The sequence below is a fragment of the Arthrobacter sp. 05T420 genome, assembly GCF_056396305.1.
This window is the reverse complement of sequence record NZ_JBFTLG010000003.1, coordinates 102550-127393: the sequence shown is the minus strand read 5'-3', so window position 1 is coordinate 127393 and position 24844 is coordinate 102550. Positions and strand designations below refer to the sequence as shown.

The 24844-nt window shown below is 67.4% G+C and carries 27 protein-coding genes; 11 read left to right on the top strand and 16 right to left on the bottom strand.

Annotated features, from left to right (window positions below; genetic code table 11):
• Positions 1–2 precede the first annotated feature (2 nt).
• Positions 3–788, bottom strand: coding sequence for an ABC transporter ATP-binding protein (locus tag AC1DEM_RS04585; RefSeq protein ID WP_476883333.1), 786 nt, complete (start codon positions 786–788; stop codon positions 3–5).
• A gap of 132 nt (positions 789–920) precedes the next feature.
• Here AC1DEM_RS04585 and serB point away from each other — a divergent pair, with 132 nt between their 5' ends.
• The gene (gene serB / locus AC1DEM_RS04580; protein WP_476883332.1) at positions 921–1838 is read left to right on the top strand and encodes a phosphoserine phosphatase SerB; all 918 of its coding nucleotides are present in this window, start codon (positions 921–923) and stop codon (positions 1836–1838) included.
• A gap of 90 nt (positions 1839–1928) precedes the next feature.
• Here the strand turns inward: serB and AC1DEM_RS04575 are convergent, their stop codons facing one another.
• The 3 genes from AC1DEM_RS04575 to AC1DEM_RS04565 all read right to left on the bottom strand — a co-directional run bounded on the left by AC1DEM_RS04575 (position 1929) and on the right by AC1DEM_RS04565 (position 4168).
• A complete protein-coding gene (locus AC1DEM_RS04575) occupies positions 1929–2693 on the bottom strand; it encodes an SDR family oxidoreductase (RefSeq protein WP_476883331.1) in 765 nt (254 codons plus the stop codon).
• Positions 2694–2842: 149 nt separating this feature from the next.
• A complete protein-coding gene (locus AC1DEM_RS04570; RefSeq protein WP_476883330.1) occupies positions 2843–3262 on the bottom strand; it encodes an Hsp20/alpha crystallin family protein in 420 nt (139 codons plus the stop codon).
• Positions 3263–3442: 180 nt separating this feature from the next.
• Positions 3443–4168, bottom strand: a complete 726-nt coding sequence (locus AC1DEM_RS04565) for a beta-ketoacyl-ACP reductase (RefSeq protein ID WP_277523649.1) — start codon at positions 4166–4168, stop codon at positions 3443–3445.
• 149 nt (positions 4169–4317) lie between these two features.
• Between AC1DEM_RS04565 and AC1DEM_RS04560 the strand changes: the two genes are divergently transcribed.
• Genes AC1DEM_RS04560 through AC1DEM_RS04545 form a run of 4 tightly spaced genes read left to right on the top strand, consistent with a single transcriptional unit; the run spans position 4318 to position 6428 of the window.
• Entirely contained in the window at positions 4318–4776 is a 459-nt protein-coding gene (locus AC1DEM_RS04560; protein ID WP_476883329.1) for a DUF3099 domain-containing protein, read from the top strand.
• A complete protein-coding gene (locus tag AC1DEM_RS04555) occupies positions 4773–5066 on the top strand; it encodes a hypothetical protein (RefSeq protein ID WP_476883328.1) in 294 nt (97 codons plus the stop codon). The genes AC1DEM_RS04560 and AC1DEM_RS04555 overlap by 4 nt, the downstream gene beginning before the upstream one ends.
• Positions 5067–5945 (top strand): SURF1 family cytochrome oxidase biogenesis protein, encoded by an 879-nt coding sequence (locus AC1DEM_RS04550; protein WP_377986279.1) that lies wholly within the window; start codon positions 5067–5069, stop codon positions 5943–5945.
• Positions 5946–5948: 3 nt separating this feature from the next.
• Positions 5949–6428: a YbaK/EbsC family protein gene (locus AC1DEM_RS04545; RefSeq protein ID WP_476883327.1), complete on the top strand. Its 480-nt coding sequence runs from the start codon at positions 5949–5951 to the stop codon at positions 6426–6428.
• Positions 6429–6443: 15 nt separating this feature from the next.
• Here AC1DEM_RS04545 and AC1DEM_RS04540 read toward each other — a convergent pair whose 3' ends face one another.
• The gene (locus AC1DEM_RS04540) at positions 6444–8042 is read right to left on the bottom strand and encodes an ABC-F family ATP-binding cassette domain-containing protein (RefSeq protein WP_476883326.1); all 1599 of its coding nucleotides are present in this window, start codon (positions 8040–8042) and stop codon (positions 6444–6446) included.
• Between the two features lie 302 nt (positions 8043–8344).
• Here AC1DEM_RS04540 and AC1DEM_RS04535 point away from each other — a divergent pair, with 302 nt between their 5' ends.
• The 3 genes from AC1DEM_RS04535 to AC1DEM_RS04525 are packed head-to-tail and all read left to right on the top strand — an operon-like array spanning position 8345 to position 10466.
• Positions 8345–8992, top strand: coding sequence for a biotin transporter BioY (locus tag AC1DEM_RS04535; protein WP_476883325.1), 648 nt, complete (start codon positions 8345–8347; stop codon positions 8990–8992).
• Entirely contained in the window at positions 8989–9837 is an 849-nt protein-coding gene (locus tag AC1DEM_RS04530; RefSeq protein ID WP_476883324.1) for an energy-coupling factor ABC transporter ATP-binding protein, read from the top strand. The genes AC1DEM_RS04535 and AC1DEM_RS04530 overlap by 4 nt, the downstream gene beginning before the upstream one ends.
• On the top strand, positions 9834–10466 hold the full coding sequence (locus AC1DEM_RS04525) for an energy-coupling factor transporter transmembrane component T family protein (protein WP_476883323.1): 633 nt from the start codon (positions 9834–9836) through the stop codon (positions 10464–10466). The genes AC1DEM_RS04530 and AC1DEM_RS04525 overlap by 4 nt, the downstream gene beginning before the upstream one ends.
• Positions 10467–10789: 323 nt before the next feature.
• On the opposite strand, the gene AC1DEM_RS04520 is transcribed toward AC1DEM_RS04525, so the two are convergent.
• The 4 genes from AC1DEM_RS04520 to AC1DEM_RS04505 all read right to left on the bottom strand — a co-directional run bounded on the left by AC1DEM_RS04520 (position 10790) and on the right by AC1DEM_RS04505 (position 15875).
• Positions 10790–12091 (bottom strand): MFS transporter, encoded by a 1302-nt coding sequence (locus AC1DEM_RS04520; protein WP_476883322.1) that lies wholly within the window; start codon positions 12089–12091, stop codon positions 10790–10792.
• Positions 12088–12543, bottom strand: coding sequence for a MarR family winged helix-turn-helix transcriptional regulator (locus AC1DEM_RS04515; RefSeq protein WP_476883321.1), 456 nt, complete (start codon positions 12541–12543; stop codon positions 12088–12090). Before AC1DEM_RS04515 ends, AC1DEM_RS04520 begins: the two co-directional genes overlap by 4 nt.
• A gap of 613 nt (positions 12544–13156) precedes the next feature.
• Positions 13157–14335: a thiolase family protein gene (locus AC1DEM_RS04510; RefSeq protein WP_476883436.1), complete on the bottom strand. Its 1179-nt coding sequence runs from the start codon at positions 14333–14335 to the stop codon at positions 13157–13159.
• 79 nt (positions 14336–14414) lie between these two features.
• Positions 14415–15875: a class I adenylate-forming enzyme family protein gene (locus tag AC1DEM_RS04505; RefSeq protein WP_476883320.1), complete on the bottom strand. Its 1461-nt coding sequence runs from the start codon at positions 15873–15875 to the stop codon at positions 14415–14417.
• Positions 15876–15933: 58 nt separating this feature from the next.
• Between AC1DEM_RS04505 and ypfJ the strand changes: the two genes are divergently transcribed.
• Entirely contained in the window at positions 15934–16821 is an 888-nt protein-coding gene (gene ypfJ / locus AC1DEM_RS04500) for a KPN_02809 family neutral zinc metallopeptidase (RefSeq protein WP_476883319.1), read from the top strand.
• A gap of 71 nt (positions 16822–16892) precedes the next feature.
• Here ypfJ and AC1DEM_RS04495 read toward each other — a convergent pair whose 3' ends face one another.
• The 7 genes from AC1DEM_RS04495 to AC1DEM_RS04465 all read right to left on the bottom strand — a co-directional run bounded on the left by AC1DEM_RS04495 (position 16893) and on the right by AC1DEM_RS04465 (position 22954).
• The gene (locus AC1DEM_RS04495; protein ID WP_476883318.1) at positions 16893–17501 is read right to left on the bottom strand and encodes a hypothetical protein; all 609 of its coding nucleotides are present in this window, start codon (positions 17499–17501) and stop codon (positions 16893–16895) included.
• A gap of 220 nt (positions 17502–17721) precedes the next feature.
• Positions 17722–18054 (bottom strand): metal-sulfur cluster assembly factor, encoded by a 333-nt coding sequence (locus tag AC1DEM_RS04490; RefSeq protein ID WP_056434018.1) that lies wholly within the window; start codon positions 18052–18054, stop codon positions 17722–17724.
• A 13-nt stretch (positions 18055–18067) separates the two neighbouring features.
• Positions 18068–18865, bottom strand: coding sequence for a Fe-S cluster assembly ATPase SufC (sufC, locus tag AC1DEM_RS04485; RefSeq protein ID WP_476883317.1), 798 nt, complete (start codon positions 18863–18865; stop codon positions 18068–18070).
• Between the two features lie 88 nt (positions 18866–18953).
• Positions 18954–19313, bottom strand: coding sequence for a non-heme iron oxygenase ferredoxin subunit (locus AC1DEM_RS04480; RefSeq protein ID WP_223917407.1), 360 nt, complete (start codon positions 19311–19313; stop codon positions 18954–18956).
• 31 nt (positions 19314–19344) lie between these two features.
• A complete protein-coding gene (gene sufD / locus AC1DEM_RS04475; RefSeq protein ID WP_476883316.1) occupies positions 19345–20631 on the bottom strand; it encodes a Fe-S cluster assembly protein SufD in 1287 nt (428 codons plus the stop codon).
• Complete coding sequence (sufB, locus tag AC1DEM_RS04470; RefSeq protein ID WP_476883315.1) at positions 20631–22094, bottom strand: Fe-S cluster assembly protein SufB; 1464 nt, start codon at positions 22092–22094, stop codon at positions 20631–20633. The genes sufD and sufB overlap by 1 nt, the downstream gene beginning before the upstream one ends.
• On the bottom strand, positions 22094–22954 hold the full coding sequence (locus AC1DEM_RS04465) for a helix-turn-helix transcriptional regulator (protein WP_476883314.1): 861 nt from the start codon (positions 22952–22954) through the stop codon (positions 22094–22096). Before AC1DEM_RS04465 ends, sufB begins: the two co-directional genes overlap by 1 nt.
• Before the next feature lie 112 nt (positions 22955–23066).
• On the opposite strand from AC1DEM_RS04465, the gene AC1DEM_RS04460 reads away from it, so the two are divergent.
• Complete coding sequence (locus AC1DEM_RS04460) at positions 23067–24035, top strand: ABC transporter ATP-binding protein (RefSeq protein WP_476883313.1); 969 nt, start codon at positions 23067–23069, stop codon at positions 24033–24035.
• Positions 24032–24844, top strand: a complete 813-nt coding sequence (locus AC1DEM_RS04455) for an ABC transporter permease (RefSeq protein ID WP_476883312.1) — start codon at positions 24032–24034, stop codon at positions 24842–24844. Before AC1DEM_RS04460 ends, AC1DEM_RS04455 begins: the two co-directional genes overlap by 4 nt.

Below are 24844 nucleotides of genomic sequence, written 5' to 3'. Positions count from 1 at the left end.
CGTCAGTGGCTGGCGGTCGCGGTGTACCGGCCGGCGTTGACGGTGACGTCCAGCGGCAGGCCGAACGTTTCGCTCAGGTTTCCGGCGGTAAGGACCTCAGGCAGCGGACCGGAGGCCACCACGCCGCCGTCGCGCATGAGCATCGCGTGCGTGAAGCCCGGCGGCACTTCTTCGAGGTGGTGGGTGACCAGGACGATCGCCGGGGCGGTGTCGTCGCGGGCGAGTTCGCTCAGGCGCTGGACCAGGTCCTCGCGCCCGCCGAGGTCGAGCCCGGCGGCCGGTTCGTCCAGGAGCAGGAGTTCGGGATCGGTCATGAGGGCGCGGGCGATCTGGACGCGCTTGCGCTCCCCTTCGGAGAGCGAGGCGAAGGGGCGGTTGAGCAGCGGGCCCATCCCCCACTCGTTCAGCAGCCCAAAGGCGCGCCGCTCGTCGTTCTTCTCGTAGCCTTCGCGCCAGCGGCCGGTCACGCCGTAGGCGGCGGTGACCACCACGTTGAGGACCTTCTCGTGTTCAGGGATCTGGCTGGCCAGGGCAGCCGAGGACAGGCCGATCCGGGGCCGGAGCTCGAAGACGTCGACGGCGCCGAGGACTTCCTCGAGGATGCCCGCCATACCGGACGTCGGGTGGATCCGGGCCGCGGCCAGCTGGAGGAGTGTGGTCTTGCCGGCACCGTTGGGTCCCAGGATCACCCAGCGTTCGCCCTCCTTGACCTGCCAGTCCACCTTGTCCAGGAGGGTTTTAGCCCCACGTACAACGCTGACGCCGGCCATTTCAAGAACATCACTCATAGGAGTAGACACTAGGACAAAAAAGCGGACGACTGATAACCGGCGCCGCGGGCTGCCGTGCTGCGTCACGCGGCGCCGGCCCAGGCGCAACGAATTCGGGCCGTCCAAGGCCTGCTCGCTAGGATTGAGGCCATGAGTTCGAACGTGACCGCAGTGAGCTACGGCCTGAAATTGTCCCTTCCCGAGATCCAGCGGCTGCGTTCGCTCCTGACGGCCGCTGGGCTCAGCGTCGGTGCCGAAACCCGCGCCGGCGACGGGCGCTTCGAGGTGTATGCGGCGGACTGCGCGCTGGAGGCCCCGGAAGGCGGCGGGCCCGACGCCGTGACAGGTGCCCGGCTGGACGGGCTGCGCCGCGCGCTGGCGGCCGCCGGCGTCGAGGGCGTGGACACGGCACTGGTTCCCGCGGCGCTGCGCGGCGCGCCGCGAAAGTTCCTGATCATGGACGTGGACTCCACGCTCATCCAGCAGGAAGTGATCGAACTCCTGGCCGCCTACGCCGGCAAGCGCGAGGAAGTGACAGCGGTGACCGAGGCCGCCATGCGTGGCGAGCTGGACTTCGCCCAGAGCCTGCACGCCCGGGTGGCGGTGCTCGCCGGGTTGCCGGCGGACGTGGTTGAGCGGGTCCGGGCCGAGGTCAGGCTGACCGAGGGCGCCGCCGAACTCGTGGCGGCATTCCAGGCTGCCGGCCATGCTGTGGCCGTGGTGTCCGGCGGGTTCAACCAGATCCTCCAGCCGATCGCCGAAGACCTGGGGCTGCACTACTGGATCGCCAATGAACTGGAAATCGTCGACGGCGCACTGACCGGCAAAGTCCTCGGCGACGTCATCGACAGGGCCGCCAAGGAGAAGTACCTGCGCGAGTGGGCCGCAGCCGAGGGCATCCCCATGGAGCACACCATCGCCGTGGGAGACGGCGCCAACGACCTCGACATGCTGGGCGCCGCCGGGATCGGCATCGCCTTCAATGCCAAGCCGGCCGTCCGTGCTGCCGCGGACGCCGCCGTCAACCTTCCCTATCTCGACGCCGTGCGGTACATCGCGGGGGTCTGATGCGTTAACCGCGAGAAGGCACGTCGTGGCAATGTTGAGTCAAAACATTGCTGCGACGTGCCTTCTCGGCGTTTCCGGTGGCGAGAGCTCCTAGCTGGAGCTCTTGTCGGCAGTCTTGGAGAAGTAGTCGGCGCCGCCGACGTATTCGGTGTGGCCGGTCTCGACGTCGGCCGTGGCCATCTTGGCGACCTCCGCGGCAAACTCCTTGACCGAGTACAGCTTGCCCGCTTCGGCACGGCGGGCCTCGATGGCGCCGGGGTTGGACCGGTCAAGCAGGGTGGCCGTGACGGTGCCCTCGATCATGTCGCCGGAGACAACCACGAGCGAGATCCCCTTGTCAGCCAGGGCCGGGACGAGTGCGCGGAGTGCGTCCTCGCCGGCACGCTTGCTGCGGGCCACGGGCTCATAGTCGGGCATGGTGGGCACCGTGTCGATGAAGTGGGCCTGGTGGCTGGTCACGAAGACCACGCGCGAGCCTTCGGGCATGAGCGCCACGGCGGCGTTGAGCATGTTCACCTGGGCGTCACGGTTCAGCTTCAGCGCGTAGCCCTCTTCCATCCCGGTCTCCATGCCGCCGGAGGCGTTGAGGATCAGAAGGTCGAGCGAGCCGAAGTTCTCCATGGCGGCGCTGGCGAGGGCCTGGACGCCTTCCTGGGTGGTCAGGTCCGCCCCGACGGCAGCCGCACGGCCGCCGTCGGCTTCGATCTCCGCGACGACCTTGTTGGCGCGCGGCGCCTTCTGGCGGTAGTTCACGACGACGGCCGCGCCTTCGCTGGCGAGGATCTTGGCGATGTCGGCGCCGATTCCGCGCGACGAACCGGTCACAATCGCAGTCTTCTTGTCCAGCAGTCCCATACGAGCTCCTTTGTTCCAAACGTCCAAATACTGTGGGTCTGCAATCCATCATGCCAGCGGATCGTGCCTTTACAGTTGTTCAGCATCCACAAAGAAGCCCCGGCGGCGTAGTTCCGACGGGTCACACCCGGAACCCGCCCGCGGCCGGGTCAGCTGCGGTCAATGCGGATCTTCTTCGACGTTTCCCCCGTCACTACCTCGGGAGCCGGTGCGCGGACTTCCAGGACGCCGTCCTTGTACGTGGCGGTGATATCTTCTTCCTTCGCCCCCGCGGGCAGGGCAATGCTGCGGGCGGACCGGCCATAGCGAAACTCCGAGCGGTATCCGGCTTTGCTCTTGTGCTCGGACGTTTCCTGCCGCTCCACCGCGATATGGAGCATCCCCTCGCTGACCGAGACGTCGACATCTTGGTCGGGGTCGATCCCGGGCACTTCCGCCCGAACCACCAGGGTGCTGCCCTCTTGGAACTGTTCGATCTTGATCCCTGGCGCTATGGACAGATCACCATCTAGGAAGCGGCGGACCGGTTCCAGCATGTCCGAGGGCGTCCACTTGCTGAGATCACTCATGATTTTCCTCCTGGGTCCACGCCCCTGCCGTGGCATGGTCGGGGGCTGTGAGCTCATTACACGCTTTCGGCGCCCGAGTGCCAAGGGCAAAAAGGCCCGCCGCAAGCGGACTGCGGACGACGGCGGACACCGCCGTCGTCCGCCGCGTCTGCGTCAGGCGTCGCGCGGGGTCGCGCGGGACTAGTGGCCCATTCCGAGTCCGCCGTCGACCGGAATGACCGCACCCGAAATGTAAGACGCCTCGTCGCTGGCGATCCAGCGGACAACGTTGGCGACCTCGGAGGCCTCGGCGAAGCGGCCGGCGGGGACCTTGGTCAGGTAGTCCTTCTGCGTTGCCTCGGGCAGCTCGGCCGTCATGTCCGTGTTGATGAAGCCGGGTGCGACTACGTTCGCAGTGATCCCGCGCGCGCCGAGCTCGCGGGTGAGCGACCGGGCGATGCCCACCAGGCCCGCCTTCGAGGCAGAGTAGTTGATCTGGCCTGGCGCGCCGTACAGGCCAGAGACGGAGGAAATGAGCACCACGCGGCCCTTGCGCGCCCGGATCATGCCCTTGGACGCGCGTTTGATTACCCGGAAGGCGCCTGTGAGGTTCGTGTCGATCACCGAGGTGAAGTCATCCTCGCTCATGCGCATCAGCAGGGTGTCCTTGGTGATGCCGGCGTTGGCTACGAGTACTTCCACGGGACCGTGGGCGGCCTCGACTTCCGCGAACGCAGCGTCGACCGAAGCTTCGTCGGTGACGTCCGCCTTGACGCCGAGGATGCCCTCGGGCAGCGACGATTCGCTGCGGAAGGTCACCGCCACCTTGTCGCCGTTGGCCAGGAACGACTCGGCGATGGCCAGGCCGATCCCCCGGTTTCCGCCGGTGATGAGAACGCTGCGGCCGGTGGTGGGTGTGTCAGACATATGGGGCTCCGGGTTCTGCGGCAGGGAGGGCCGCGCTGGGGGCTGGATTTTTCCTGCCTCCGATCTTAGCGCCCGGTTCGCATCCGTTTGGGCGGCTCCGCCGATGGTGAGAGAATCGAAGTAAGCCTTGGGAGCGTGATCTGACAGCCGTGACACTCAAAAACCGACCCGGTGCGCATGTGCCCGGGAAGCCGGACGCCGAGTCCGGTGGTACCGAGGTGCACAGCATCACAGACGCCGCCGCCGCGCACTCAGACGAGATACGCGAACGGATGATCAAATACGCCGTCGCCATGGGCATCCGCATGGTTTGCCTGATCCTGATCTTTGTCGTGGATGGCTGGTTCAAGCTCATCCCGGTGCTTGGCGCCGTTTTCCTGCCCTGGGTTGCGGTGGTGATCGCCAACGGCAGCGACAAGGCGGAAATCCATAGCGACTCCCTCCTGGACTATGCTCCGCTCGCAGAGCTGGACGCCGCACCCGCGGACCCGGCCGGGCAGTACCCGGCGGACGGCGGCGACGGCGATGACGGCTCCGGGACGCTGCTGCAGGGCGAGCTGATCGATAATGAGAACGACGACGACGACCACGGACGGGCAGCTTCATGAACCTCTTTGACCTGGCCGGGACTGGCGGCGACCCCGCCGCGTCCCCCGGCACCGTCTGCTCCCGGAAGGCCTGCCGCACGGCAGCGGAGTGCCAGCTGCTGTGGAACAATCCCAAAATCCATGCCCCGGAGCGGCGCAAGATCTGGCTGGCGTGCGGTGAACACCGCGCCTGGCTTGAGGACTACCTCCAGACGCGCGGACTGTGGAAAGAGACTGTGACCCTCGGCGCCGAGCCCATCGATCTCTCCGCAGAGACCGCGCCCCTCGACCCGTCAGGCAGGATGGGCTGAATGTACCGCTTTCTCTTCTCCAGTAAATGGCTGGGGTACTTGTTGCTGGCCGCGATCTTCGCTGCGGGCTGCGTCGGACTGGGCCGGTGGCAGATGGACCGTCGCGCCGAAACCCTGGCGGAAATCAACCGGGTGGTCTCCAACTACTCAGCCGACCCCGTGCCGTTCGCTGATGTCAGGGACCAGTTCAGCCGGCTGAACCCGGAGCGGGAGTGGACCCAGGTGGAACTCAAGGGCAGCTACGACGTCGCCGGCCAGCGCATCGTCCGCAACCGCCCGCTCAACGGCCAGCCCGGCTACGAGGTCGTGGTGCCGTTCAAGCTCCAGTCCGGCGAAACCGTGGTGATTGACCGTGGCTGGCTGCCCATCGGCAACAACACCCCGGGCCGGCCCGACTCAGTGCCAGCGCCGCCCCAGGGTCCGGCAACAGTGGTTGCCCGACTCAAGCCGGCCGAGCCCGCGCTGCAGCGCGGCGCCCCGGACGGCCAGCTGGCCTCGATCGACCTGGCCGCCTATTCCGCGCAGCTGGGCTATCCGCTGCTCACGGGCGCCTACGGGCAGCTGGCATCGGAGTCGCCCGCGGTGCAGGACATGCCGTTCCCGTTCCCCAAGCCGTCCACCGATGAAGGCACGCACCTTTCCTACTCCCTGCAGTGGTTCGCGTTCGGCGTGCTGATGTTCGTCGGGTTCGGCTACGCGGCCCGGCAGCAGGCCCGCAACGCCGCGATTGACGCGGAGGACGCCGAGGCCGAGGCAGCCGAGGGCGTGTTCCTGCACTCCAGCGGCCCGGCCGTGCGGCGCCGTCCCGCTCCGCGTAAGCGCAAGAACGCGACGGCGGAAGAAGAGGAAGACGCCATCCTCGATGCCCAAGGGTTCTAAGCGATGAGCCCTGATGCCGTTCCCGGACCGGTGGCGAACGTCAAGCGCGCCCTGACCGCCCTGGGCGCGAAGGACACGGTGACCGTATTCGATTCAAAAGTCCCGACGGCGGCGGCCGCAGCCGCCACGCTGGGCTGCGACGTCGCCGCGATCACCAACAGCCTGGTGTTCGACCTTGAGGGCACTCCCCTGCTGATACTCGCCAGCGGCGGAGCTAAAGTCGACGTCCACAAGGTCGCCGAGCAGCTGGGCACGGGCAGAATCCGCCGTGCCTCCCCCGAGTTCGTCCTGGAACACACCGGCCAGGAAGTAGGCGGCGTGGCCCCCGTCGGCCACCCGGAGAAGATCCGGACCCTGTTGGACGAGTCCCTGGCAGCCCACCGTGTCCTGTGGGCAGGGGCAGGCGATCACAACTCGATGTTCTCCATCAGCTACGAGGACCTGCACAGGATCACGGGCGCGGAAGAGATGCCGGTCCGTTAACGCAACTGGGCGGCCTTACGCCAGCGTGATCAGGTCCAGGTAGTCTTCGTTCCAGTGGTCCTCGATGCCGTCGGGCAGCAGGACGACGCGCTCCGGGTTGAGCGCCTCGACGGCGCCCTCATCGTGGCTCACGAGGACGACGGCGCCGGTGTAGTTGGCCAGGGCCCCGAGGATTTCGGCCCGGCTGGCAGGGTCGAGGTTGTTCGTCGGCTCATCGAGGAGCAGCACGTTCGCGCTCGAGGCCACGATGGTGGCCAGCGCCAGTCGGGTCTTCTCGCCGCCGGAGAGCACACCGGCGGGCTTGTCGACGTCGTCGCCGGAGAACAGGAACGACCCCAGAATGTTGCGTACCTCGGCGTCGTTCATGTCCGGGGCGGACGAGCGCATGTTCTGCAAGACCGTGCGGTCCACGTCAAGCGTCTCGTGCTCCTGGGCGTAGTAGCCCACTTTCAGGCCGTGTCCCGCCACGACTTCGCCGGTGTCTGGCTTGTCGACGCCGGCGAGCATGCGCAGCAGGGTGGTCTTGCCGGCACCGTTGAGACCCAGGATGACCACCTTGGAGCCGCGGTCGATCGCGAGGTCGACGTCGGTAAAGATCTCCAGCGAGCCGTAGGACTTGCTGAGGCCGTCCGCGGTGAGCGGGGTCTTGCCACAGGGTGACGGATCCGGGAAGCGGAGGGCTGCCACGCGGTCGGTTGCGCGCACGGCTTCGAGGCCGCCCAGCAGACGCTCGGCACGCTTGGCCATGTTCTGCGCGGCGACGGCCTTGGTGGCCTTGGCACGCATCTTGTTGGCCTGGTCGAAGAGGACCTGGGCCTTCTTCTCCGCGTTGGCGCGCTCACGCTTGCGGGCACGCTCGTCCGTTTCGCGCTGGGTGAGGTAGCGCTTCCAGTCCATGTTGTAGAAGTCGATCTGGGCGCGGTTGGGATCGAGGAGGAAGACCTTGTTGACAGTCGCTTCCAGCAGTTCGGTGTCGTGGCTGATCACGATCAGCCCGCCCTGGTGGTTCTTGAGGAACTCACGGAGCCAAGAGATGGAGTCGGCGTCGAGGTGGTTAGTCGGCTCGTCAAGGAGCATGGTTTCGGCATCCGAGTACAGGATGCGCGCGAGCTCCACGCGGCGCCGCTGCCCACCGGACAGCGTCTTGAGCGGCTGGTTCAGCAGGCGGTCCGGCAGGGCGAGGTTCGAGCAGATCGCTGCCGCCTCGGCTTCGGCCGCATAGCCGCCGGCGGCCAGGAACTCGGATTCCAGCCGGTCATAGCGGTTCATCGCCTTACGCTGGACCGCGGCGTCCTCGCTGGCCATCTCTTCGTGGGCCACGCGGAGCTTGCCGACGGCGATGTCCAGGCCGCGAACGGACAGGATCCGGTCCCGCGCGAGCTGCTCCATGTCCGGGGTGCGCGGATCCTGCGGCAGGTAGCCGATTTCGCCGGTGCGGGTTACCTTGCCCGCGGCAGGCATGCCCTCGCCCGCGAGCACGCGGGTCAGCGTTGTCTTGCCTGCACCGTTACGGCCGACCAGACCGATCTTGTCTCCCTTGTCGATCCGGAAGCTCACCTGGTCCATGAGGAGGCGGGCGCCGGCGCGCAGTTCGAGATCCTGGACGGTAATCAATGCAGCTAAGGCCTTTCACAACAGGGAATGCCGCGGCGCAACGGGTGGAGTCTGGGCGGGGCCGGGCAGGGCGGTGCGAGAGCACGGCCTTTACAAGTCTACCGGCACCGCCCCTTCTCCCTGACATGGGCCCAGATGGCAGCAGCCGGCGGCCGGCGCGATCCCCTGGCCGGTCGTCATTGGCGGCGCCCTCCAGCTTCCGGGCCGCCGGTTAGTGGGGCGCCTACAAAAAACCCGACCGGCCGCGGCCGTACAGTCGAATCACTAGTCCGATATCCGCAGCAGCACCCGACAGGAACACCATGACGCAAACCGACCATCCCGCCACCGCCAGGACCCCGCGCCGCCGGAGCCGCTGGAATGCCACCGACCTTGGGCTCATCGCCGTCTTCGCCGCCCTGGTGGCCGCATCCGCGCTGATCGCCGCCATTCCGGTCGGCGGGCTCGGCGTGCCCATCACGCTGCAGACCCTTGCCGTCATGCTCACGGGGCTGGCCCTCGGCCCGGCCCGGGCCTTCGCCGCCGTCGGCCTCTACCTGCTCCTGGGCTTCGCGGGCCTGCCGATCTTCAGCGGCGGCCGCAGCGGGCTGGGCGTCCTCGCCGGCCCCTCCGCCGGCTACATCATCGGATTCCTGTTTGCCGCCACAGCCGTGGGCTGGCTGGCCGCCGTCGTGCTGGCCCGCACCGCCAAGCGCACCGGCAAACTGCGCCCCATCCTCCTCTTCGCCGCCGCCATGGTGAGCAGCATCGTCTTCATCCACGGCCTAGGCATCCTGGGCATGATGGTCAACGCAAAGCTGGACTTCTCCAAGGCCTTCCTTGCCGATCTCGCGTTCTACCCAGGCGACATCATCAAGAACATCCTGGCCGTCAGCATCGCCCTGGCCCTGCACAAGGCCTTCCCGGATCTGCTGCTCCGTCGCGTCCGGACGGCTGACACCCGCCCGTGAGCGGCATCGTTCTGGACCGCGTGACGGTGCGGGTGCCGGTTGACGGCCGGCCCGCACCCAAGACGCTGCTCCACGAGCTGTCGTTGGACCTCACGGAGCGGCGGATCGGTGTCATCGGGGCCAACGGCTCGGGGAAGTCCACCCTCTTGCGGCTCCTCAACGGGCTCGTGGCACCCAGCGACGGCACGGTGCGGGTCGACGGCGCCGATACCGTCCGCTCGGTCCGGGAGGTCCGCCGGCGCGTGGGGTTTGTCTTCACGGATCCGCTCTCCCAGCTCGTCATGCCCACCGGCCGCGAGGATGTGGAACTGTCCTTGCGGCGCTCCATCCGCAACGGTACAGAGCGCCGGGCCCGCGCCGAATCAGTCCTGGAACGCTTCGGCCTCCTGCCGCTGGCGGACCAGAGCATCTACGAGCTCTCCGGCGGTGAGCGGCAACTCCTGGCGCTGGCCGCGGTCCTGGCCGTCGATCCGGATGTGCTGGTTCTCGACGAGCCCTCCACCCTGCTGGACCTCCGCAACCGCGAACTCCTTCGGCGCACGCTGGCCGGACTCCGCCAGCAGGTCATCCTGTCCACCCACGACCTCGACCTTGCCCTGGATATGGACCGCGTCCTGGTGGTGGACGACGGGAAGGTGGTGTTCGACGGCGGACCGGCGGCCGCCGTCGCGCACTACCGCGCCCTCAGCGCTGCCGGTCCGCCTGCAGCTGGTGGCGGCTTGGCCGGCGGCGGGCTGGACGGGCCTGGCGGGCTGGCCGGCGGCGGGCTGGACGGGCCTGGCGGGCTGGCCGGCGGCGGGCTCGATGGCGGCGGACCTGAGCGGACCCGCCAGGAGCAGTCATGAGCAGCCACGGCTTCCTCCTGGCAGCGTATGTGCCGGGCTCGTCCCTGATCCACCGGGTGCCGCTGTGGCTGAAGTTCCTGCTGGTCGTTGGCTGCGGAATGGCGTCGTTCCTGATCGCCGATTGGGCCGTGTCGGCTGCCGTATTGGCACTGCTCTGCGCGCTGTTCCTGCTCAGCGGGGCAGGTCCGGCCCGGCTGTTTCGCGCCGTGCGCCCGGTCCTGCCGGTCCTCTCGGCGATCGGTGTCTTCCAGTGGTGGCAGCTGGGGCCACCCACGGCCGCCAGGATCGTGCTGAACGTCTTGGTCTGCGTTGTGGCGGCCTCAATCCTGACCGCCACCACCCCGGTGCAGGTCCTGCTCGACGGCGTGGTGTCTTTGGCCCGGCCGTTCCGGCGCTTCGGTGCGGATCCCGAACGCTTCGCCCTGACCATTGCCATCATGCTCCGCAGCATCCCGTTTGTGGCCGGGGCGTATATGGACGTGCGCGACTCTGCTCGGGCCCGCGGGCTCGAGCGCAACCCGCGGGCTCTTGTGCTGCCCGTGTTCATCAGCACGGTGGCCTTCGCCCGGCAGACCGGTGAAGCCCTCGCCGCCCGTGGACTGGGCGAGCCTGAGGACCCCGAGGACTAGCGCCGCGCCCTCGGGTGGCCAGAGTGGCCGCCACGTACCCCCGCTGGCTACCGCGCCGGGTTGGCCATTGGACATGCCCTCCTGTGGCCGCATCCAGTGCACATATGGCCCTGATGCCCACTCCCCGCGCCGAAGAGTGGACATGTCCCAATCAAGTTGCCGGCGGAAGCACTGCCCCCAAGGTTCGAAAAATGGGCATGCCCTCCCGTGGCCGCAGCCAGTGCACATATGGCCCTGATGCCCACCCACCGCGCCGAAGAATGGACATGCCCGACCGAGGCTGGCCTGGACATGTTCGTCCCCGGTGCCAGTAATTGGCGGCGTCAGGCGCCTCCAGGTTGGCCGGCAGCCTCGCGGTCCTGAGTCCGCCTGTTACGTGAGCGCTTGCTGACGACCACAGTCCGAAGTTGATCCCGCAGGGTCAAGCTGCTGCTCCGGCTGACCACGATCGCCGAGCACAGGCCGGTGAGCAGCACGATGGAGCCCCCGGCGGCTACCGACCAGCGCCCGCCGAATTCAGTACCGATCCAACCCATCAAAGGCGCCCCGAGGGCGGTCCCGCCCTGCAGGACCGCCAGATACAGCGCCAGCACCCGCCCCCGGAATTGCGGCTCCACCGAGAGCTGGATGCTCGTATTGCAGCTGTTCAGGAAAGTCATTGATGCAAGGCCCACCGGAATCAGGAGGGCTGCGTAGAGCCAAAACGAAGGGGCCACGCTGCCCACGAGCGTGAAGAATCCCAAGCCCAGGGCACCGCCGAGCACGAAGCGCAGCCTCGGACCGGACCTGCGGGCGGCCAGCAGCGCACCGGCCAAAGTCCCCACGGCCATGATGGAGCCCAGAAGCCCGAACTCCCCCGGCCCCATGCCGAATTCCGCGGTGGCCATCAGCGCGTTGGTAATGGCGAAATTCATGCCGAATGCTCCCAGGATCCCGACCATGACAAGGATGAGCACCAGGTCCCGGCGCCGTTTTACGTACGCCAAGCCCTCGGCAACCGGGTGTTTGCCGTTGCGGGCCGGCACTGTAGGGAACAGCCCGGACTCATGTATGCGCCACAGGGAGATGATGACCGCGGCGAAGCTGGCTGCGTTGAGCAGGAACACGGGTCCCGTGCCGACCCAGGCAATGAGCACACCGGCGATGGCGGGCCCGGTGAGCCGGGCCGTGTTAAAGGAAGCGGAGTTGAGCGCCACTGCATTTGAAATGTTGTCCTGACCCACCAGTTCGGAGACAAAGGCCTGGCGCGCTGGTCCGTCAATAGCGCTGGCCACCCCAAGGCATAGAGCCGCCACATAGACCTGCCACAACTGCGCTGAACCCGTTAGGACCAGGAGCCCCACCAGCAGTCCGCACAGGCCCATGGCCGTCTGCGTCCACTTTAGGATCGCCAGTTTGCGGTACCGGTCCGCAAGAACGCCCGCGTACGGTCCAAGGAGAAGCATCGGAAGGAACTGTAGTCCCGTCGTGATGCCGACGGCGGTACCGGAGTGGTCGGTCAACACCGTCAGCACCAGCCAGTCCTGGGCCACCCGTTGCATCCAGGTGCCGATGTTGGACACCAAGGCCCCGCCGGCCCACAACCGGTAGTTGCGGTTCCCCAGCGCCCGGAACATGACACTCATCTGGCGCTCAACTCCTGCATGATGCGAGCGGCACGGCTCAGCGTCAGACGGTCCTCGTCACTCAGCAGCGCGACCCGCTGGGCCAGCCATGCTGTCCGCTGGCTGCGGGCCTCGTTCAGGACGGACTCACCGGCCGGAGTAATCCAGACGAGAACCTGACGGCCGTCCTCGGGATGCTCTGACCGCGACACGAACCCTTGGTCGGTCAGCGCGTTGACTATCCGAGTCATCGACGGCGCCTGGACATGCTCCAGCTCGGCCAGTTCGCGAAGGGTTTGGGAGCTGCTTCGAAGATGTGCCAGGACTGTGTACTGTCCCGGCGTAAGAATGTCACCGCTTGCCTCGATGCGGAGCCGTCGGGACGTGCGCATGACGGCTGTCCGCAACTCGATCGCCAAGATGTCGGGTCGGATGCTATCCCCTGCGTGAGGGGAATCGTGGGTGGTGGTCATAGTGCCTCCAGGGCCGGCCCGGCCGAAATAGTTAGCCGCGCTAATTAGCATTGCTAACTACTATTCTACTCTTCTATCGAGAAAAGAGCACAGCCACTGCTGGTAGCACCAAGTCCAATCTGACTGCACCGTTCCAGACGTGGTAGGGGTGCGGTCGGACGGGGTGGGGTTCCGCGTCATTCAGCACCTCGACCAAGTCGAGTCAGTGCGGTGGCGTTGGCTGGCGACCCGGTTCCCCCAGTGATGTTGAGCGGCCTGAAGCCTATAAAGGCATCCCCGATTCCGGTCGGCCAGTGGCCATGTCCCTTCCCAGTACTAAGGCAGGGCATGTCCGTGTCAGGCAGAGGGGCATGCGCTCCCCTGCCCGCAGCCGATGGACATATGGCCCACATGTCCGCGAGACACGGCGAAGAGTGGGTATGTCCGTTCCGCGGTCCCAGGACAGAACATGTCCCATCCGCCGTCCCAGGACGGGGCATGTCCGCACCAGGCAGAGGGGCATGCGCTCCCCTGTCCGCAACCGATGGACATGTGGCCCCTATGCCCACCAGACACGGCGAAGAATGGACATGTCCCTCCCGGGCGCCAGGACTGGGCATGTCCCCCGGGAGGGTCAGGTGAAGCGCGTGTACCCGAGCAGCGCGGCCGTGCCCATGCCGCCCGCAATGCTGATCATCGCCAGGGCAAGCTGGCCCGGCTGCCCGGACCTGCGCGCCTGTGCCAGCAGCCGGGTAACCAGCACCGCGCCCGAGGCTCCATAGGCGTGGCCAAGAGCCAGGGCCCCGCCGTCGAGGTTGGCCTGCTCCGGATCAATCCCCAGCCGGTCAAAGCAGGCGAGGGTTTGGGCAGCGAAGGCCTCGTTGAATTCCACGAGGCCCAGGTCCGCGGCCGTCAGCCCGTGTGCCGCGAGGAGCCGTTCTGCGGCTGCGGCCGCGCCGATGCCCAGGAGCTGCGGCGCCACCCCGGCGGTGTCGGTTCCCAGTATGAGCAACCCGTCCGCGGCGCCCAGCCGGCGGGCATGTTCCACGGACGTGATGACCACAGCGGCGCCACCGTCGGCGTCGAAGCACGAGTTCCCGGCCGTCACCGTGCCCCCGGCGGCGAACACGGGCGGGAACCGGGCCAACAGGGCCGGGCCCAGACTCGGTCTGGGACCGTCATCGGCGGCCGCGGCCGCCCCGGAGCCCGCAGCGAGCGGCACGATCTCGCCGTCGAACGTCCCGGCGGCGGCGGCGGCCAGGGCGCGCTGGTGGCTGCGGAGCGCGAAGGCGTCCTGGCGTTCCCGGCTGATGCCGAAGTGGGCGGCAACGTTCTCGGCCGCCACTCCCATGTCGGGATCGCCGAGGCTGAGAGGCGCGAACTGGGCCCGGGTGTAGTACTCGGGGCTGCCGTCGTCGTTCCGGCGGGCCCGGAGCGGAGCCGTGCTGATGCTCTCCACGCCACCGGCCAGGTACAGGCCGCCGCCGCCCGCCGCGACCAGCCGGGAGGCCAGGACGATCGCGTCCAGGCCGGAGCCGCACTGCCGGTCCACCGTGACGCCGGGGACGGTGACGGGCAGGCCAGCCTCCAGCGCGGCGAGCCGGGCCACGTTCCCGCCGCCGCCTACGGCGTTGCCGATCACGACGTCGGTCACCGACTCCGGGGCGAGCCCGCCGCCCGCGTCGGCGAGCAGGCTGCGAAGCACCGGGGCCAGGAGTTCATGGGCGCGCAACTTCTTCAGGGCCCCGTTGGCCCGGCAGAGCGGCGTCCGGCGCGCGGCGATGATTACCGGCTGCCGGTCTTCCGGCAGCATCCCCGGGAGTGACGGTCCCGGGAACGGCAGCCCGGGTGAAGACGGCCCGATGTCAGATGACCCGTTGCCCACGCGCGGCTCAGCCAAGGCGCCGGATCCTGGGATCGTTCCGGGCCACCCAGTCGAGGAGCAGTTGCCGGCTGATCTTGCCGCGGTCCGTCAGGGGCAGCTCGGTCAGGGCGAAGTATTCCAGGGGGCGTTTGTTTCGGGCCAGCACATCGGCGATCCCGGATCTCAGCTGGGTGGCGGTGACCGCCCCGTGCGAGGGCACCACGCCGGCCACGACGCGCTGGCCGCGAAGGTCGTCGGCCATGCCGGCGGCCACGGCCGCCGCGACGCCGGGAACGGAGGCCAGCGCCATCTCGACTTCGTGCGGGTAGACGTTGGTGCCGGCGGTGATGATCATGTCGGAGCGGCGGCCCAGCATGTGCAGGGTCCCGCCGGAGAGGTACCCCTGGTCCCCCACGGTGTACCAGCCGTCGAAACAGCGCAGCGCCTGGCCGTCGTCGCCCCACAGGTAGCCGTTGCTGACCATGCCGCTGCGGACGCAGATGTTGCCGTCGCCGCCGTCCGGGAGCTCGGCGCCGTGATCGTCCAGGATGCGGATTTCGACGCCGGGAAACGGCTTTCCGATGCCGGTCCCGCCCGGCTCAACGGGTTCACCCGGACGCAGCCCGGCGCCCGAGACGAAGCTGAGTTCGGACGCTCCGTAGTATTCGAAAATGGTGGCATTCGGTGCCCAGCGCCGGGCGGCTTCCATTGTCCGGGCGTCCAGCTTGGAACCGGCGCAGATGATGCTGCGGATGCCGGAGGCGTCCACCCCGCCCGCCAGGCCGCGCTCGCTGAGCAGCCGGAGCATGGTGGGCACCAGGACCAGCCGGGTGATGCCATCGTGGCTGACCGCCGCGTGCGCGGCGCCAACGTCGAAGTGGTCCAGGCTGTGGAACTCCGCACCGGCGTACAGGCATTCGGCGAGGGCGTAGAGGTTCAGGCTTGCCGCGAGCGGACCGGGGGCCAGCGATCTGTCATCCTGCGTCAGGCCGAAGAATTCAATGGAGGCCTCGAACGATTCCTGCCACGACCGCCGCGAGCGGGTGAACGCCTTGGGTACCGAGGTGGTGCCGGAGGTCAGGCCGATCAGGAAGGAGGTGTCGGGCGGCCCGTCAACCAGCTCAGTGCACAGCGCTGCGGCCAGCCCCGTCCACTGCGCTGCAGGCGCCGCTACCGGCCCCGCCGGGCGAGGATCGGCCGGAGTCGCGGGCATCCCGGCGATGCGGGCGTTGATGCCGTCCTGCAACTGCTGCGGCCAGGCCGGGTCCAGCACGGCGCACTGCCGCTCACCAGCGACGGCCGCCGCGAACGCCACGGCGAAGCGGGTTGAATTTTGCTCCGACAGCACGGTGATGGCAGGCGCGGAGGGCACCAGCGCCGCTGCCTGGTCCCGGAGACCGGACCAGCTGAGGTGCTCTCCGGCCACCACGACGGCTGTGTCGTCGGGACGGTCATCGGCCCAGCGCTGGAGTCTGTCGAGAAAGGGCATCGCACCAACTTTACCGCCGCCGGGCGCCCGGGCGGCTTGTGCGGGATATTGTGACTCCATGAGCTTTAACGACAACGCCCCGCTGGATCCGTCACAGGTCCAGGACCGCCGCGGGATGGGCCGCGGCCCCATGATCGGCGGCGGGATCGGTGGCGGCATCATCCTGTTACTGGCAGCCCTCTTCGGCATCAACCCCCAGCTTCTCGAAGGCCTGGCCGGCACCGCCCAGGACCCCCAGTCGCAGAGCCAGGGCTCCGCTCCCGCCTGCCGGACCGGCGCCGACGCCGACGCCCGCCTCGACTGCAGGATCACCGGCACGGTCAACAGCCTGAACGCCTTCTGGCCGGCCTACCTGGCGAAGTACAACACGAAGTACCCGCGGCCCGATGCCGTGATCTTCGCCCGCGCAACCAACACTGGCTGCGGCGCCGCCACCTCAGACGTGGGACCGTTCTACTGCCCCGTCGACACCACGGCATACTTCGATCCCGGCTTCTTCCAGGAACTCGTCGACCGCTTCGGCTCGTCCGGCGGCCCGCTGGCACAGGAATATGTGGTGGCCCACGAATTCGGCCACCACATCCAGAACATCCTGGGCGACCTCGATCGGGCTCAGCAGGATCCGCAGGGCCCAGGCTCGGGCGGTGTCCGGGTTGAGCTCCAGGCCGACTGCTACGCAGGGCTGTGGGCCCACTATGCAACCACGCAGCCGGACCCCAAGACCGGCCAGCCGTACCTCGAACCCTTCACAAACAAGGACATTCAAGATGCCTTGTCGGCCGCTTCGGCCGTGGGCGATGACCGGATCCAGAAGGCTGCCACGGGCCGCGTCTCACCGGAGGCATGGACCCACGGCTCAAGTGCCCAGCGGCAGAAGTGGTTCTACCAGGGCTACAAGACCGGGGACATCAAAAAGTGCGACACGTTTGCGGTGGCAACGCCGTAGCTCCAAACCAGTAACCCGAAACCCCTGGTCCCACGCCGGTAGTCCCGAAGCCATAGGTCAACGGCGTGGCCTCATCCGCGTCGCGGCCAGCGCTGGACCGGGACTTCGACGTAGTTCAGAAATCCGGCGTGGCCCAGGTGCCGGTGCTTCGGATGCCACACCGGACGGTACTCGTGCCCGAACGGATCGGTCACCCGGACCGTGTCCAGTTGCTGATTCCCGGCCAGGAGGCGGTCGACGTCGGCCAGCGCATTGCGCCGCGTCGCAAGCCCATCGATGTCCAGGCTCCATAGCCCCAACTCAGCATCCGTTCCGCGTTCCAGCTGCAGGGTCTCGAACAGTCCGGCCACCAACCCGGCGAGCCCGGCCGATTCGGCGCGTTGGAGCCGGTGAACCTCCGGATGCACGTCGCGGGCGTCGGCCAGAGCCTGGCGCAGCCAATGGAATTCCACGGACCCCAGGGGCGGTCCCATCCGCAGATGGCGGTGCTCGTCCAGCTCGAGCCTGAACGTGGTGGTGCTGCGGTCAATGATGCACCTGGCCTCGCCGACATATTCAAAGTCGGCGAGGAGGGCTTCCTTGGAGCGGTAGTAGGAGAATTCGCCGCTGTCCTCAACAACGACGAAGTCCCCGCCCGCGCCGGAGGGCCGCGATGCTGCAGTGGCTGCGGTGGCATCCATTCCGGTGCGCCTCCTGTTCGACAGTGTGCCGGATCTGCTGCTTGTGGCCGCGTGGACTTGCTGTCTTTATCAGACCACCGCCACGCTGTTAAGGGAACCGCCATCAGGGAATGCCAGAAGGCAAGACGACGGCGGCCCCGCCTCGGTGAGGTGGGGCCGCCGTCGTCGTTCGCATCCCGGGCCGTGCCGGCCCGTCCGTGCGTAGCTATGCGTAAGGAGCTTAGATGTTGAAGCCCAGGGCGCGCATCTGGTCGCGCCCGTCCTCGGTGATCCGTTCCGGACCCCACGGCGGCATCCACACCCAGTTGAGCCGCCATTCATCGACGACCCCGTCCAGGGCCTTGCCGACCTGCTCCTCGATGACATCGGTGAGCGGGCAGGCGGCGGTGGTGAGCGTCATATCGATCAGCAGGGCGCCGTCGTCGTCTGAGTACTTCAGACCGTACAGCAGGCCCAGGTCAACGATGTTGACCCCGAGTTCCGGGTCGATCACATCCTTGAGCGCCTCTTCGACATCCTCGAGGCCCGTGCGGGCCACATTGAGTTCGGTCATCGCGGAGTCCTAACTACGCCTGGGCTGCAGCCGAGGCGGCAGCGATCGTGGCTGCCCCTGCGCCGGTGGCGTAGCGGTCATAGCCTTCTTCTTCGAGGCGGTCGGCGAGCTCCGGGCCGCCCTCTTCCACAACCTGGCCATCGACGAACACGTGCACGAAGTCCGGCTTGATGTAGCGCAGGATCCGGGTGTAGTGCGTGATGAGCAGGGTGCCCATGTTGCCTTCGCCGTGCGCGCGGTTGACGCCCTCGGAGACAACCTTGAGCGCGTCGACGTCGAGGCCGGAGTCGGTCTCGTCGAGGATGGCGAACTTCGGCTTGAAGAGCTCCAGCTGGAGGATCTCGACGCGCTTCTTTTCGCCGCCGGAGAAGCCTTCGTTGACGTTGCGCTGGGTGAAGTCGGCGTCGATGCGCAGCTGCGCCATGGCCGCCTTGACGTCCTTGGTCCAGGTCCGCAGCTTCGGCGCTTCGCCGTCGATCGCGGTCTTGGCGGTGCGCAGGAAGTTAGTCATGCTCACACCCGGGACCTCGACGGGGTACTGCATGGCAAGGAACATCCCGGCGCGGGCGCGCTCGTCGACGCTCATCGCGAGGACGTCCTCACCGTCGAGGGTGATGGTGCCGGAGGTGACGTTGTAGCGCGGGTGCCCGGCAATGGTGGACGCCAGCGTGGACTTGCCGGAACCGTTCGGGCCCATGATGGCGTGCGTCTCGCCGGTCCTGATGGTCAGGCTGACGCCCTTCAGGATTTCCTTCGTGCCCTGCTCGGTGTCAATGCTGACGTGCAGGTCCTTGATCTCAAGAGTCGACATATGTCTTGTTCTCCTCTGCACCGTGCCCTCCGGCACCGTGCGTTTCTTGGCGATAAGTTTTCTTGTGCGAGTTGCCGGCTGCAGGCAGCTAGCTGAAGTTTGGAGCCTCGGCGCCGTTCAGGACGTTGGTGAAGTCCACGTAGACCTCGTCATCCAGGACGGTCACGGCAAACACTGGAACAGGATCATAGGCTGGCAGCTGCAGCGGCTCGCCGCTGCGCAGGTCGAACTGGGAACCGTGGCCCCAGCACTCGATCTTGCAGCCTTCGACTTCTCCTTCGGAGAGGGAGATATCCGCGTGCGAGCACGTGTCGCCGATGGCGTGGATCTCCCCCATCGAGTCCTTCACGATCGCTACGGGGTAGTCGTCGATCAGGATCCGCAGCGCCTGCTTGAGTTGGATCTCGCTGGCGTTGCAGACTAGCTCGCCCTTTGGCTGTTCAGTCATTGATCTATTCCGTGTTCTCTAGTGCTGCGCACTAGTTGTCCGTTGCCGCAAGCTCGCGCTCGACGGCTTCCGTGAGGCGCTCTTCGATGGCCGGCACGTGGATCTTCTGGATGATCTCGTTCAGGAATCCGCGGACCACCAGGCGGCGGGCCACGTCTTCCGGGATGCCACGGGCCATCAGGTAGAACAGGTGCTGGTCATCGAATCGACCGGTGGCGCTGGCGTGGCCGGCGCCGGCGATCAGGCCGGTCTCGATCTCAAGGTTCGGCACGGAATCGGCGCGGGCACCGTCGGTCAGGACCAGGTTGCGGTTGGCCTCGTAAGTGTCGGTGCCTTCTGCTTCCTTGCGGATCAGAACGTCACCCACCCACACGGTGTGTGCGTTGCGGCCCTGCAGGGCGCCCTTGTACAGGACGTTGGACTTGCAGTTGGCCACCGCGTGGTCCACGAACAGGCGCTGCTCGAGGTGCTGGCCGGCGTCGGCGAAGTACAGGCCGAACAGTTCCACTTCGGCGCCCGGTGCAGTGAAGCGTGCCGAGGGCGTGACGCGCACAAGGTCGCCGCCGAGGCTGACGACGATGTGCTTGAACTTGGCGTCGCGGCCGAGCTTGACCTGCTGGGAGGAGGCGTGCACGGCGTCGTCGTTCCATTCCTGGAGCGAGATGACGGTCAGCTGCGCGCCGTCCTCCACGAGGATTTCGACGTTTTCCGAGACGACGGCGGTGCCCTGGTGGTCCAGGACGACGACGGACTTGGAGAACTTCTCCGCAACGATCACGATGTGCTGCGCGGAAGCCTCGGTGCCCTGGCCGGTCAGCAGTACGCTGACCTCCCCGTCCACCTGGACCTCGGACGGGACCGTGATGACGGTGGCCTCGGCGAAGTTCTCCCAGGCGTTCGCGGAGACGCGGTCCTCCGGGATGGCGGCGGAACCGATCCGGCGGTCGTCGCGGCCGACCGTCTCGACCCTGACGCTGTCCGGAGCCGTGACGCTCACGGACGGCGCGGCACCGTTGAGGACCTCGGTGTGCAGGCCGCGGAGGCGCTTGAGCGGGGTGAACCGCCAGTCCTCTTCCATGCCGGTCAGCGGCTTGAAGTCCGCCAGCTTGTAGGAGGTCAGGCGGCCGGCGCGTGAGCTGTCCGGAACACCGACGCCGCCGCCGTGCGAGTGGCGCTTGACGGCTTCGCCGGCCAGCGGCGACTTGGACTCGGCCGCGTTCAGCGGTGAAAGGCTTTCGCCCTCCTCGGTGAAACCGTTGATGAACGGCTGGGCTGAGGGCGCGCCGACGCGGGCCTTTTCAGTAGTGATGTCAGTCATTAACCGACCGATCCTTCCATCTGCAGTTCAATCAGTCGGTTCAGCTCGAGGGCGTATTCCATCGGCAGTTCGCGGGCAATCGGCTCGATGAAGCCGCGGACGATCATCGCCATGGCCTCGTCTTCGCGCATGCCGCGGGACATCAGGTAGAACAGCTGCTCTTCACTGACGCGCGAGACCGTGGCCTCGTGGCCCATGGTGACGTCGTCCTCGCGGATATCGATGTACGGGTACGTGTCCGACCGGCTGATGGTGTCCACCAGCAGTGCGTCACAGCGGACCGTGTTGGCCGAGTGCTTGGCGCCTTCGCGGACCTGGACCAGGCCGCGGTAGGCGGCACGGCCGCCGCCGCGGGCCACGGACTTGGAGACGATCGAGCTCTTGGTGTTGGGCGCGATATGGACCATCTTGGAACCGGTGTCCTGGTGCTGGCCTTCGCCGGCGAACGCGATGGACAGGGTCTCGCCCTTGGCGCCTTCGCCCACGAGGTAGACGGCCGGGTACTTCATGGTGACCTTGGAGCCGATGTTGCCATCGATCCACTCCATCGTGGCGCCCTCTTCGCAGATGGCGCGCTTCGTGACCAGGTTGTACACGTTCGTGGACCAGTTCTGGATGGTCGTGTAGCGGACGCGGGCGCCCTTCTTCACGATGATTTCCACGACGGCGGAGTGCAGCGAGTCCGAGGTGTAGATCGGCGCTGTGCAGCCTTCGATGTAGTGGACGTAGGAGTCTTCGTCCGCGATGATCAGCGTGCGCTCGAACTGGCCCATGTTTTCCGTGTTGATGCGGAAGTAGGCCTGCAGCGGGATGTCCACGTGGACGCCCTTGGGCACGTACACGAACGAACCGCCGGACCAGACAGCCGTGTTCAGCGAGGCAAATTTGTTGTCGCCCACCGGGATGATGGTGCCGAAGTATTCCTGGAAGATCTCCGGGTGTTCGCGCAGCGCGGTGTCCGTGTCCAGGAAGATGACGCCCTGCTGTTCCAGGTCCTCGCGGATCTGGTGGTAGACAACCTCAGACTCGTACTGGGCGGCGACGCCGGAGACGAGGCGGCTGCGCTCGGCTTCCGGGATGCCCAGCTTCTCGTACGTGTTCCGGATGTCCTCGGGGAGGTCTTCCCAGGTTGCGGCCTGTTTCTCGGTGGAGCGCACGAAGTACTTGATGTTGTCGAAATCGATGCCGGACAGGTCCGCGCCCCAGGTGGGCATGGGCTTGCGGTCGAAGTACTTCAGGCCCTTGAGGCGGAGGTCGAGCATCCATTCCGGTTCGCTCTTCTTGGCCGAAATGTCGCGAACAACGTCTTCATTGATGCCGCGGCGGGCGTTGGCGCCGACGTCGTTCTTGTCGGCCCAGCCGTACTCATACGTGCCGATTCCGTGGAGCTCGGGATTCTTTTCCAGAATCTCCGAAATCACAGTAGAGTCAGCAACCTTTTTCTCTGATAGTTGGTCCGTCATCACGGCCTTTCTTGGAGATGGTTGGATACTTCGTCCGGGTTGACCGGGGCTGCGGGACCGGGAGTCCCGACGGCGGCCGGACGGCCCGTAGGTATGTGGGTGGTGCAGACGTGGCCGCCGCGCGCCAGGGTGGATAGCCGGCGCACATCGACGCCGACCAGCCGGGCAAACATTTCCGTCTCCACGTCGCAGAACACGGGGAACTGGGCAGCCAGGTGCTGGATGGGGCAGTGCCCTTGGCAGAGCTGGACGCTGGAGAGCGCGGCCGGCAACGGCGCTTTGGCCACAAGTGACTGCGCCGAGGCCACGAAACCGTCTCGGCTCAGCGCCTCGGAGAGAGCCTGGGCGCGGGCCGTGATGTCCGGTCCGGCCTGCTCGATCTCGGGTGCGTAGCGGCGCTCCATATCGGCGAACCGCTCGACGGCGAACTCCCGCACCGCCTCGGGGCCGGCGGCCTCGCTGAGGCGCCGTAGTGCGACGGAGGCGATGTCGAGGTAGTCGTTGCCCAGGGTCGACTGGCCCTGGGAGCTCAGGACGTAGCGGCGGGCGGGCCGGCCGGCGCCGGCTCCGGCTCGGGCAACCCGCTTGACCTCGATCACTCCGCTGCGCGCGAGGTGGTCGAGGTGGCGGCGCACGGCAGCGGGGGTGAAGCCCAGGAGGTCGCCGAGTTCGGTGGCGCTAATGGGTCCATGCTCCAGCACCGCGTTCAGGACGCGGTCACGCGTGCGCTCTTCCGCGTCGTGGGTGTGGGTGCCGGCGGCCGCGGGAACGACGTCGGGTACGGCCGCCACGTGCGCCCAGGCGGACCCGACGCGCGTGGCGCCGCGCGCTGACGGGGCTGCGGACGCAGAGGAACTCATGGAATACACAACACAATCATGTCGTAATTTACTCCGGCATTCCAGTAAGGCATGGCTTGCCTGCGGGGCCCCCTCCGGGAAGCCGACGTACTACATCGCGTAGAATGCTGTGGTGCGATCTCCCGAATCCCCCGTTCTGACCATCAACGGGCTTGTCAAGGATGTTGGTCCACTGCCCACCCTCGACGGCAAGATGCTGCGCGTGGTCAGCGGCCTTTCCCTCATGGCCGAACGCGGCCAGGTCACGGCCCTGCTCGGTGCCAACGGCGCCGGCAAGACCACCACCATCGAATGCGCCCAGGGGCTCCAGAAGCGCACTGCCGGCACCATCAGCCTACTGGGCCAGGACCCGGATTCGGCCGGCGCTGGACTCCGCGCCCGCGTGGGGGTCATGCTGCAGGACGGCGGCCTGCCGCCGTCCGCCCGGCCCATCCCCCTGCTCCGGCACATCGCCGGCATGTACCAGGACCCGTGGCCGGTAGATGAGCTCATTGGACGACTGGGGATCGACACCTTCAGCCGCACCAATGTGCGGCGCCTGTCCGGCGGCCAAAAACAGCGCCTCGCCCTCGCCGCGGCGTTGGTGGGCAATCCGGAGGTGCTTTTCCTCGACGAGCCGAGCGCCGGCCTGGACCCGCAGTCCCGCCAAATGGTCTTCGACCTCATCTCCGAGCTGCGGAACAGCGGCATGGGCATCATCCTGACGACACACCTGATGGACGACGCCCAACGCCTCGCGGACTACGTCTACATCATCGACGCCGGCCGTAACGTGGCCGAGGGCACTGTCGCCGAGCTCCTGCGGCACCAGCTGCCCGCCGGCGACCCGGCGCAGCACATCCGCACCCTTCTGTTCGAAACCGAACCCGGACTGGACTTCACCGGCGTGCTGCCTGACGGCGTCGACGTCACCGAGGCGCGGGCCGGCAGTTACGCCGCGACCGGCGCACTGACCCCCGCCGACCTCGCCGCGATCACCGCATGGTGGGCCGCGCGCGGGATCATGCCCAGCTCCCTGAGCCTTGAAGCCCGCAGCCTCGAGGACGTCTTTTTGGACATCTCCGGAAGGGAGATCCGATGACCCGCGTAACAGGTGGCGCCCCGCTGGAAAGCGCACACCGCGCCAGCGCGCCCCGTACCGCGCATGGCAGCGCCCCCGCTTCCTTGGTGCGCCGCATCCTGCTGCAGGGGCAGTACGAAACCGTCACCATGGTCAGAAACGGCGAGCAGCTGATCCTCGCGATCGTGCTGCCGCTGCTGGCGATGGTCGGCCTGACCGTGACGCCGCTGCTGGACGGACTCGGTTCGAGCCGCATCAACGTCGCTGTGCCTGGCATCCTGGCCCTGTGCGCCATGTCCACCGCTTTCACCGGGCAGGGCATCGCCACCGGCTTCGACCGCCGTTACGGGGTCCTGCGCTTTCTTTCCACCACTCCCCTGGGCCGCACCGGACTGATTGCGGGGAAGGTCCTGGCCGTCCTGGCCGTCCTGTTCCTGCAGGTGCTCATCGTGACAGCGGCGGCCCTCATGCTGGGTTGGCAGCCCAACCCCGCCGGCTGGCTGCCCGGCCTCGCCATCCTGGTGCTCGGGGCCGCAGCCTTCACCGCACTCGGGCTCCTGGTCGCCGGGACAGTCCGGCCGGAAGCGACCCTGGCCATCACCAACCTGCTCTGGATCCTCCTCGGCGCGCTCGGCGGAATCGTCATCCCGGCCGAACGGCTCCCCGCGCTGGCGCAGGCCATCGTGCATTTCCTCCCCTCCGGCGCGCTGGGCCAGGCGCTAAGGGATGCCTTCCTGCACGGCAGCGTCAATGGTGCCGCCGTGCTTGTCCTGCTGCTCTGGACGGCGATCGCCGGTGGCGCAGCAACCCGTTGGTTCAAGTGGAATTGA

Coding starts and splice junctions, on each gene's coding strand:
- AC1DEM_RS04585 (WP_476883333.1), bottom strand. CDS start 788: ATGAGTGATGTTCTTGAAATGGCCGGCGTCAGCGTTGTACGTGGGGCT.
- serB (WP_476883332.1), top strand. CDS start 921: ATGAGTTCGAACGTGACCGCAGTGAGCTACGGCCTGAAATTGTCCCTT.
- AC1DEM_RS04575 (WP_476883331.1), bottom strand. CDS start 2,693: ATGGGACTGCTGGACAAGAAGACTGCGATTGTGACCGGTTCGTCGCGC.
- AC1DEM_RS04570 (WP_476883330.1), bottom strand. CDS start 3,262: ATGAGTGATCTCAGCAAGTGGACGCCCTCGGACATGCTGGAACCGGTC.
- AC1DEM_RS04565 (WP_277523649.1), bottom strand. CDS start 4,168: ATGTCTGACACACCCACCACCGGCCGCAGCGTTCTCATCACCGGCGGA.
- AC1DEM_RS04555 (WP_476883328.1), top strand. CDS start 4,773: ATGAACCTCTTTGACCTGGCCGGGACTGGCGGCGACCCCGCCGCGTCC.
- AC1DEM_RS04550 (WP_377986279.1), top strand. CDS start 5,067: ATGTACCGCTTTCTCTTCTCCAGTAAATGGCTGGGGTACTTGTTGCTG.
- AC1DEM_RS04545 (WP_476883327.1), top strand. CDS start 5,949: ATGAGCCCTGATGCCGTTCCCGGACCGGTGGCGAACGTCAAGCGCGCC.
- AC1DEM_RS04535 (WP_476883325.1), top strand. CDS start 8,345: ATGACGCAAACCGACCATCCCGCCACCGCCAGGACCCCGCGCCGCCGG.
- AC1DEM_RS04525 (WP_476883323.1), top strand. CDS start 9,834: ATGAGCAGCCACGGCTTCCTCCTGGCAGCGTATGTGCCGGGCTCGTCC.
- AC1DEM_RS04520 (WP_476883322.1), bottom strand. CDS start 12,091: ATGAGTGTCATGTTCCGGGCGCTGGGGAACCGCAACTACCGGTTGTGG.
- AC1DEM_RS04515 (WP_476883321.1), bottom strand. CDS start 12,543: ATGACCACCACCCACGATTCCCCTCACGCAGGGGATAGCATCCGACCC.
- AC1DEM_RS04510 (WP_476883436.1), bottom strand. CDS start 14,335: ATGCTGCCGGAAGACCGGCAGCCGGTAATCATCGCCGCGCGCCGGACG.
- AC1DEM_RS04505 (WP_476883320.1), bottom strand. CDS start 15,875: ATGCCCTTTCTCGACAGACTCCAGCGCTGGGCCGATGACCGTCCCGAC.
- ypfJ (WP_476883319.1), top strand. CDS start 15,934: ATGAGCTTTAACGACAACGCCCCGCTGGATCCGTCACAGGTCCAGGAC.
- AC1DEM_RS04495 (WP_476883318.1), bottom strand. CDS start 17,501: ATGGATGCCACCGCAGCCACTGCAGCATCGCGGCCCTCCGGCGCGGGC.
- AC1DEM_RS04490 (WP_056434018.1), bottom strand. CDS start 18,054: ATGACCGAACTCAATGTGGCCCGCACGGGCCTCGAGGATGTCGAAGAG.
- sufC (WP_476883317.1), bottom strand. CDS start 18,865: ATGTCGACTCTTGAGATCAAGGACCTGCACGTCAGCATTGACACCGAG.
- AC1DEM_RS04480 (WP_223917407.1), bottom strand. CDS start 19,313: ATGACTGAACAGCCAAAGGGCGAGCTAGTCTGCAACGCCAGCGAGATC.
- sufD (WP_476883316.1), bottom strand. CDS start 20,631: ATGACTGACATCACTACTGAAAAGGCCCGCGTCGGCGCGCCCTCAGCC.
- sufB (WP_476883315.1), bottom strand. CDS start 22,094: ATGACGGACCAACTATCAGAGAAAAAGGTTGCTGACTCTACTGTGATT.
- AC1DEM_RS04465 (WP_476883314.1), bottom strand. CDS start 22,954: ATGAGTTCCTCTGCGTCCGCAGCCCCGTCAGCGCGCGGCGCCACGCGC.
- AC1DEM_RS04455 (WP_476883312.1), top strand. CDS start 24,032: ATGACCCGCGTAACAGGTGGCGCCCCGCTGGAAAGCGCACACCGCGCC.